Below are 7,937 nucleotides of genomic sequence, written 5' to 3'. Positions count from 1 at the left end.
CACCGGGCCGGCGTGCCCTGGCGGCTGCTGGAGGCCGCCGACCGGCTCGGCGGCCGGGTGGCCACCGACGAGGTCGACGGCTACCTGCTGGACCGCGGCTTCCAGGTGCTCAACACCGGGTACCCCCGGCTGGGCGGCGTGGTCGACCTCGGTGCGCTCGACCTCGGCTGGTTCACCTCCGGCGTGCTGGTCCGCCGGCGCGACCGCCTCGACCGGCTGGTCAACCCGCTGCGCGATCCGGCCGGCGCACCCGGGACCGTCACCGCCGGGATCGGCTCGGTCCTCGACCGGCTGCGCTTCGCCGCCCTGGCCGCCGGCTGCGCCACCCTGCCGGTCGGCCGGCTGCTCGACGCCCGGGAGACCACCAGCGAGTCCGCCCTGCGCCGGGCCGGGCTCTCCGACGCCATCATCGAGGAGTTGCTGCGGCCGTTCCTCTCCGGCGTACTCCTCGACCCGGAGCTCGCCACCTCCAGCCACGTGCTCGCGATGATCCTGCGCTCCTTCGCCCGCGGCCGGATCGGCCTGCCCGCCCGGGGGATGGCCGCGCTGCCCCGGGCCATCGCCGACCCGCTGCCGGCCGAGCTGATCGCGCTGCACACCCCGGTCACCGAGGTCGCGTCCGGCCGGGTCCGCACCCGCGACGGCGACCTCGCCTGCCGCGCCGTCGTGGTCGCCGTGGACCCGCCCGCGGCGGCCACGCTGCTGCCGAGGCTCGCCCGGGTACGCATGCACAGCTACACGACCTACTACCACAGCACCGACACCCCGCCCCTGGCCGAGCCGATCCTGCTGCTCGACGGGGAACGCCGGGAACTGGTCGCCAACACGGTGGTGCTGACCAACGCCGCACCCACGTACGCGCCGGCCGGGCGGCACCTGGTGGCCACCTCGGTGGTCGGCCCGCAGGTCCCACCCGAGCCGGTCGTCCGGCGCGAACTGGACCGGCTCTACGGGTGCTCCACCGCCGACTGGACCCACCTCACCACCGTCTCGGTCCCGGCGGCGCTGCCCGCCGCGCCGCCCCCGCAGGGCCGGCTGCGCAAGCCGGTCGCGCTCGGCGACGGGCTCTTCGTCGCCGGGGACCACCGGGACACCCCGTCGATCCAGGGCGCGCTGGCCAGCGGTTGGCGTACGGCCGGCGCGGTGCTGGCCGAGCTGCGCGCCACGGGCTGACCGAGGGGCGGCCGACGGCCGTTTGATCATCTAGGATCCCGCCGTGCCCCTCCCGCCCCCGCTCGATCGAGATCCGGACGCCGCCTACCCGGAGGTCGCCGCCCTGCGGCTGGCGTTGCGCGACCACGACTGGCCGGCCCTGCGCACGGTCTTCGACGCCGCGGACGCCGCGACCGCGAGCCACCTGGCGGACGTGGCGGGGGAGTGGGGCGGGGTGGAGAGCTTCCTGCAACTGCGGCTGAGGGAAGAGCCGGAGTGCCAGCTCGCCCGCACCCTGCTCGGGGCGGCCCTGCTGCGGTCCGGCTGGCGGATTCGGACACGGGCGACCGCCGACCGGGTCAGCGCCGACCGGTTCGCCCGGTTCCACGACCACCTGCGCCGCGCCGAGCAGATCCTGATCGACGTGACGGCCCAGTGGCCCGACGACGTGACGGCCTGGACGCAGCGGATCACCACCGCGCGAGGGCTGCAACTCGGGTTGGCGGAGGCCCGGCGCCGGTACCAGCGGCTCGCCCGGCACCAGCCGCACCACCTTCCGGCGCAGCTGGCGCTGCTGCAACAGCTCTGTCCGAAGTGGGGTGGCGACTGGTCGACGGCCGACACGTTCGCCCGGAGTTGCACCGAGGCGGCGCCGCCCGGCGCCCCGCAGGCGGTCCTCGTCGCGCAGGCCCACATCGAGCGGATCATCGAGTACGGCGACCTGCGCGGCATCCGCGACCACCTGCGGTCGTCGGACGTCGCCGAGGAGATCCACGCCGCCGCCGACCGGTCCGTGCGGCATCCCGACTTCACCCACACGATCGGTTGGGTGAGCGTGCGGAGCACCTTCGCGCTGGCCTTCCACCTGATGGCGGAGCACACGGCCGCCCGGGAACAGTTCGACGCGCTCGGGCCCTACGGCACCCCGGCCGTCTTCGGCTACCTCGGTGATCCGGTGGCCCAGTTCGGGCAGGCTCGCGCGGACGCCTACGCGAAGGGTGGGGGCCGGTGATCCGGCAGTTGGCGGTCGACGGGGTGCCCACCCTGCTCGCCCCGGCGGCCGGGCCGATCCGGGCCGGGCTCGTGTTCCGGGTCGGCATCGCCGACGAGTCGCTGGCCCGGCGCGGCGTCACCCACCTGCTGGAGCACCTGGCGCTCGCCCCACTCGGCCTGCTGGACCACGACGCCAACGGCACGACCGAGTCGCTGTTCAGCAGCTTCGTGGTGCGCGGCGGCCCGGAGGAGGTGGTCAGCTTCCTGCACACCGTCTGCCGCAACCTGTCCGAGCCGCCCACCGACCGGCTCGAGGTGGAACGCGAGATCCTGCGCGTGGAGGAGAACGGCCGCCCCCGCGGCGGGCTGGGTCGCCTGCCGCTGTGGCGGCACGGCGCGCGGGACCACGGACTGGTCAGCTATCCCGAGTACGGCCTGCCCGGGCTCACCGGGGACGAGGTGCGGGAGTGGGCCGCGAGCCGGTTCACCCGGGGCAATGCGGTCCTCTTCCTCACCGGCGACGAGGTGCCGCCCGGGCTGCGGCTGCCGCTGCCCGAGGGGGAACGGCGGCCGGTGCCCACGCCGTCATCGGCACTGCCGCAGACCCCGGCGTACTTCTCGGACGGGGTCGGCCTGGTCGCCCTCGACGCCGTGGTCAAGCGCCGGGCCGCCGCCGTGGTCTACGCGAGTGTCCTGGAGCGGGAGCTGTTCCGCTCCCTGCGGCAGGAGGAAGGGCTGTCCTACCAGGTGGCCGCCGGCTACCAGCCGCGCGGCGACGGGAGGGCCACCCTGCGGGCGTTCGCCGACTCGTCCCCCGACAAGCAGGACGCCCTGCTCGGCGCCTTCGTCGACACGCTGGCCGCCCTCCGGGTCGGCCGGATCGCGTCGGCCGACCGGGACACCGCGGTGGCCCGGCGCGTCGAGGCGCTCGCCCACCCCGAGACGGACGCCGACCGGCTCCCGCAGTGCGCCCGGGACCTGCTGACCGGCGCCCCCGTCCACGACCTCGACGAACTGCGGGCCGAGCTCGCCGCCGTCACCGTCGACGATCTGCGCGAGGTGGCCGGCGAGGCGGCGACCTCCGCGCTGCTGCTGGTGCCGGACGGGCTCCGGGCCGACTGGGCCGGCTTCACCGCGGCGCCCACCTCGTCAGAGGACTCGGTCGAGGGCGCGACGCACCAGGAGCGGGAGAGCGACGCCCAGCTCATCATCGGCCCCGACGGCGTCACCGGCGTCAGCGGCGACGCCCTGGCCACCGTCCGGTACGTCGACTGCGCCGCCCTGTTCGTCTGGCCCGACGGGGCCCGCCGGCTCATCGGCGAGGACGGCATGGTCGTGCACATCGAGCCGAACCTGTTCGAACCGCTGCCGGACCTCGCCGTGGTCGACCGGGCGGTGCCCGCGGACCGGCACGTCGCCATGCCGGCCCGGCACAGCGACGCCATCCCGCCCCCGCCCCCGCAGGTGGGGCGGCTCACCCGCATGGTCCGCTCGGCGCGGGAAGCCGGCAACACCGTCACCGCCTGGCTCTCCGCCACCCTGCTGGATCCGGGCCGGTGATGCGCCGGCTCGCGGACCGTCGCGCCGGACGCCTGCTGCACGCTGTTATCCTCGCGTTGCCCATCGTGGCGGGCCGATCATCAGAGCCGGTCTGTTCGGTGGTGGCCGGTGATCCGTTGGGCGGGTTACGATCCGGCGCGGTAGCGGGGCGGTAGCTCAGCGGGTTAGAGCAGGGGACTCATAATCCCTCGGTCGCGGGTTCGAGTCCCGCCCGCCCCACCACGCCGGGCGGTCGAGCGACTCGCGGTCACAGGTCTTTGGCCATGTTGCGGGCGGTCTCGGTGAAGCCCAGCTGCTCGTAGAGGGCCCGGGCGGCGGTGTTGTGGGCGAAGACCCGCAGGCCGATTCTGGTCAGCCCGTTGTCCCTGCACCAGCGCTCGGCGGCCTGCATGATCGCGCGGCCGTAGCCTTGGCGGCGTACGTCGGGTTCGACGGCGACGTTGTAGACGAACGCGGTGTCGCGGGTGACTTTGACCCAGAGGAAACCGACCCGGCGGTCGCCGTCGTAGGCGTACCAGAAATGGTGGTCAGGGGTGGCGAACTCGTCGGGGAGCAGCTGCGCGTAGGTGTCGGCGGCGTCGCGGGCCGCCTCCTGTGCCGACTGGCCCAACGCGGCGACGCTCCGCGCGTAGTGCGCCTCAGCCTCGGCCCGCCAAGGCTTGTACTGATCCTCGGTCATCGGCTCCAGCCGTACGTCCGCCACGATCGACAACCTATCGAGCCAGAAGGCCGATCCTTAGTTCGGGCCGCCGGTCCACGGTGACCGTGGCGTCAGAAGAAATCGGCGCGGGGTGAACCGGTACTCGCCTCCGCCGTCGGCGGCCCGGGACCGAGGGCCGTTGCCCCGATCCCGGGCCGGAAAGGTCGCGGTGCCCCGGTCAGGTGCGATCCGCCGGCACCAGAAGGTAGGCCCGTCGGGCGGCGTCACCGCCCGCGTCGCAGGCGACGGGGCAGGCGAAGCCGACGATGAAGCCGTTGTCGTTGACATCCTCCGCGGACCGCAGCGTCACCGTCGAGGGCAGGCCCCGGACCCGCTTGTTCAGGTCGAACATCCGCCCGTCCTGCCACAGGAAGGCCCGCTCGCTGTAGAACCCCGTTCCCGCGGTGCGGGCCAGGCCCACCACCTGCCCGGCCGTGTTGACCGCCCGGGCCTCGGAGTAGTTGCCGCCGAGGGTGCCGAGGTCGCGGATGGTGCCGCCGCTCCAGAGGGTGGCGTGCAGCTCGCCGTTGGTGTTCTGGGAGATGCCGACCACGTCGCCCTGGTCGTTGATGTCCCGGGCGTACGTGGACTCGGTGCCACCGCCGAGGGTCCCGAGGTCCCGCAGGGCGTCCCCGGTCCAGACGAAGGCGTGCAAGGCCCCGCTCGGCGTGATGGCGCCGCCGACCACGTGCCCGGCGTCGTTCACGGCGTAGGCGATGCTGTCCGTGCCCCACGCCCCGGCCTGGCCACCGAGCGTGCCCAGGTCGACGATCGTGCCGTCCCGCCACACGGCCGCCCGCTCCGGCGAGCCCTGTCGCTCGAACCGGGTGCCGACCACGGTGCCGCTGTCGTTGACGTCGTTCGCGTGGCTGCCGCTGCCCGCGCCGTAGCCCGTGCCGAGGTCGGTCAGCGCGCCATCGGCGTACCGGAAGGCGTGCGGCGGATCGGTCGAGTTGACGTGGGTCGAGCCGACCACCACCCCGCGGTCGTTGACCCCCGCCGCCGAACTGGCCCCGAACGTGCCGGTGTAGATGGCGCCGAGGTCGGTCATCACCCCGTCGGTCCACGCGAACGCGTGGTGGTTGAAGATTCCGTCGATGGTGGAGACACCCACCACGGTGCCGGTGGCGTTGAGCGCGTACGCGTCGCTGCTGGGCGCCTCGCCGGTGCTCGGCGTGCCGATCGTGCCCAGATCGATGTAGGTGTACGTGGGCAGGGCGGTGGCCGCCGCGATGCCGGGCGTGGTCGCCACCCCGGCGGCCACCACGGTCAGGCCGGCCAGGATTCGCTGTAGTCGACTCATCAACAGTCCCCTCGTGACGTACTGCGGATGGGTCGATGATCCGGTGGGGAGCCGCCGGGAAACCCTTACGCGGTGGTTACCGCTGACGGGCTGGGTGCTCAGCGACGTCGTCGCGCCGGGTCGAGCAGCGCGGGTGGGGTGTCGTGCTTCTCGTCCGGGGCCAGGTCGACGCCGGGCGCGACGATCGCGTCGATCGCGTCGAGCACGTCGGCGGAGAGCACGGTGTCCGCGGCGGCGAGGTGCGAGCGCAGGTGGTCCAGGGTGCGGGGACCGATGATCGCGCTGGTCACGGCACGGTGTGCGGTGACGAACCCGAGGGCCAGCTGGATCATGGTCAGGCCGGCCTCGTCGGCGACCGTGGCCAACCGCTCGACGGCGTCGAGCCGGGCCTGGTTGGCGGGGAGGGCGGCGTCGAAACGCTGCGGCATGAAGGCGGAGCGGCTGGTGGTGATCTCCCGGCCCTTCCGGATGGCGCCCGACAGCCAGCCCGAGGCCAACGGGCTCCAGGCCAGCACGCCGAGCCCGTACTGCTCGGTCACCGGCAGGACGTGGGCCTCGATCCCGCGCTGGAGGATCGAGTAGCTGGGCTGTTCGGTGACGTAGCGGCCCAGGTGGTGCTCGCGGGCGGCCCACTCGGCCTGCACGATGCGGTACGCGGGGAACGTCGAGGAGCCGAAGTAGCGGATCTTTCCGGCGCGTTGCAGGTCGGTCAGCGCCGACAGGGTCTCCTGGTCGCTGGTCCTCGGGTCCCAGCGGTGGATCTGGTAGAGGTCGACGTGGTCGACGCCGAGCCGCCGCAGGCTGTCGTCCAGCGCGGTGACCAGCCAGCGGCGCGAACCGCCCTGATGGTTGCGCTCGTCGCCCATCGGCATGCTCGCCTTCGTGGCCAGCACGATGTCGTCGCGTCGCCCGGCGATGGCCTTGCCGACCAACTCCTCCGACTCGCCCTGGCCGTACATGTCGGCGGTGTCGATGAGGTTGATCCCGCCCGCCAGGGCGGCGTCGACCATGGCGGTGACCTCGTCCTGGGTGGTGCGGCCCAGGCTGCCGAAGTTCATCGCGCCGAGCACGAGGCTGCTCACCTGCACACCGGTCCGGCCCAAAGTGCGGTACTGCATGGTTTGTCCCTCCTTGAGGGTTTGACGGCATGGCGTGGTGTCGGCCCGCTCGTTCTGGCATCCTGAACAAGCGGAGCACCGTTCCGCTAAACACGATACGGAACATGGTTCCGTTTTGCCAAGCCGAGTGAGCGGAGGGAACGGCACGGTGGTCGACAACGACGGCGCAGCGGGATCGCCCGGCCGACGGAAGCGGGCCGACGCCCGGCGCAACGAGGAGAGCCTCCTGGACGCGGCCGCCGCGGCCTTCGTCGCCTCCGGGGTCGACGTGCCCGTACGCGACATCGCCGCCCGGGCCGGCGTGGGCGTCGGCACCATCTACCGCCACTTCCCGACCCGGGCCGACCTCATCGTCGCCGTCTACCGGCATCAGGTCGAGGCGTGCGCCGAGGCTGGCCCGGCACTGCTGGCGGAGGGCGCCACCCCGTACGCCGCCCTGGTGCGTTGGGTCGACCTCTTCGTTGACTTCCTGGTCACGAAACACGGCCTCGCCGCGGCGTTGCAGTCCGACGATCCCGCCTTCGGGACCCTGCACGCGTACTTCCTCGACCGCCTGGTCCCGGTCTGCGCCGGGTTGCTGGACGCCGCGGCCGGGGCGGGTGAGATCCGGGCCGACATCGGCGCCTACGAACTGCTGCGCGGGGTCGGCAACCTCTGCATCGGCGCGGCCCGGAACGACCCCCGCTACGACCCGCGCCGCCTCGTCGAACTCCTCGTCGCCGGACTCCGCCTCCACTAGGGAGGGCGGCCCCCTCAGCCGAGACCGCGGTGGGCGGCCCACAGTTCGCCGGCCCGGCCGGCGGCCGCAGCGACCAGGGCCGCGAGCTCCAGCCGGTCGGGAACGGGGAACGAGACGTACGTGCCGCGGCCCCCGCCGGTCGGCCGGCCGTACGCCTTCGCCGCCAGCCGCCCGTCGGGCAGGAGCCGGACGTTGAGCGTGGTCAGCGTGAACTCCGCACCGCGGCGGGTGTCGGTCCAGCGGAGCGCCTCCGGGATCGTGACGTTGATCGCCAGGGCGCTCACCTCGACGGCCGCGTCGCTGCTCATGGACGCATGCTCGCACGCGGGTCCCTCGCCGGTCGGCGCCAGGGCCGGCGCCGCGGGCGCCGCC

The 7,937-nt window shown here is 73.7% G+C and carries 8 protein-coding genes and 1 tRNA gene; 5 read left to right on the top strand and 4 right to left on the bottom strand.

Features of this window, described 5'->3' with window-relative positions; genetic code table 11:
- The 4 genes from ACWEVO_RS22755 to ACWEVO_RS22740 all read left to right on the top strand — a co-directional run.
- A partial coding sequence (locus tag ACWEVO_RS22755; RefSeq protein ID WP_452309545.1) for an NAD(P)/FAD-dependent oxidoreductase occupies positions 1–1,173 on the top strand: 1,173 nt, incomplete at its 5' end.
- A gap of 43 nt (positions 1,174–1,216) precedes the next feature.
- On the top strand, positions 1,217–2,164 hold the full coding sequence (locus ACWEVO_RS22750) for a hypothetical protein (RefSeq protein WP_452309544.1): 948 nt from the start codon (positions 1,217–1,219) through the stop codon (positions 2,162–2,164).
- Entirely contained in the window at positions 2,161–3,705 is a 1,545-nt protein-coding gene (locus tag ACWEVO_RS22745) for a M16 family metallopeptidase (protein ID WP_452309543.1), read from the top strand. Before ACWEVO_RS22750 ends, ACWEVO_RS22745 begins: the two co-directional genes overlap by 4 nt.
- A gap of 145 nt (positions 3,706–3,850) precedes the next feature.
- Positions 3,851–3,927, top strand: a tRNA-Ile gene (locus tag ACWEVO_RS22740).
- A gap of 25 nt (positions 3,928–3,952) precedes the next feature.
- On the opposite strand, the gene ACWEVO_RS22735 is transcribed toward ACWEVO_RS22740, so the two are convergent.
- From ACWEVO_RS22735 to ACWEVO_RS22725, 3 genes are all read right to left on the bottom strand, one after another.
- Positions 3,953–4,408 (bottom strand): GNAT family N-acetyltransferase, encoded by a 456-nt coding sequence (locus tag ACWEVO_RS22735; RefSeq protein ID WP_452309542.1) that lies wholly within the window; start codon positions 4,406–4,408, stop codon positions 3,953–3,955.
- Positions 4,409–4,583: 175 nt separating this feature from the next.
- A complete protein-coding gene (locus ACWEVO_RS22730) occupies positions 4,584–5,708 on the bottom strand; it encodes a hypothetical protein (RefSeq protein ID WP_452309541.1) in 1,125 nt (374 codons plus the stop codon).
- Between the two features lie 98 nt (positions 5,709–5,806).
- On the bottom strand, positions 5,807–6,826 hold the full coding sequence (locus tag ACWEVO_RS22725) for an aldo/keto reductase (protein ID WP_452309540.1): 1,020 nt from the start codon (positions 6,824–6,826) through the stop codon (positions 5,807–5,809).
- Positions 6,827–6,953: 127 nt separating this feature from the next.
- Here ACWEVO_RS22725 and ACWEVO_RS22720 point away from each other — a divergent pair, with 127 nt between their 5' ends.
- On the top strand, positions 6,954–7,565 hold the full coding sequence (locus tag ACWEVO_RS22720) for a TetR/AcrR family transcriptional regulator (protein ID WP_452309539.1): 612 nt from the start codon (positions 6,954–6,956) through the stop codon (positions 7,563–7,565).
- 14 nt (positions 7,566–7,579) lie between these two features.
- On the opposite strand, the gene ACWEVO_RS22715 is transcribed toward ACWEVO_RS22720, so the two are convergent.
- Complete coding sequence (locus tag ACWEVO_RS22715; protein ID WP_452309538.1) at positions 7,580–7,873, bottom strand: hypothetical protein; 294 nt, start codon at positions 7,871–7,873, stop codon at positions 7,580–7,582.
- Positions 7,874–7,937 lie beyond the last annotated feature (64 nt).

The organism is Micromonospora sp. NPDC003776, assembly GCF_053605645.1.
The sequence above is the reverse complement of the archived record's forward strand: the minus strand, read 5'-3'. Positions and strand labels throughout refer to the sequence as shown.

Coding starts and splice junctions, on each gene's coding strand:
- ACWEVO_RS22730 (WP_452309541.1), bottom strand. CDS start 5,708: ATGAGTCGACTACAGCGAATCCTGGCCGGCCTGACCGTGGTGGCCGCC.
- ACWEVO_RS22725 (WP_452309540.1), bottom strand. CDS start 6,826: ATGCAGTACCGCACTTTGGGCCGGACCGGTGTGCAGGTGAGCAGCCTC.
- ACWEVO_RS22715 (WP_452309538.1), bottom strand. CDS start 7,873: ATGAGCAGCGACGCGGCCGTCGAGGTGAGCGCCCTGGCGATCAACGTC.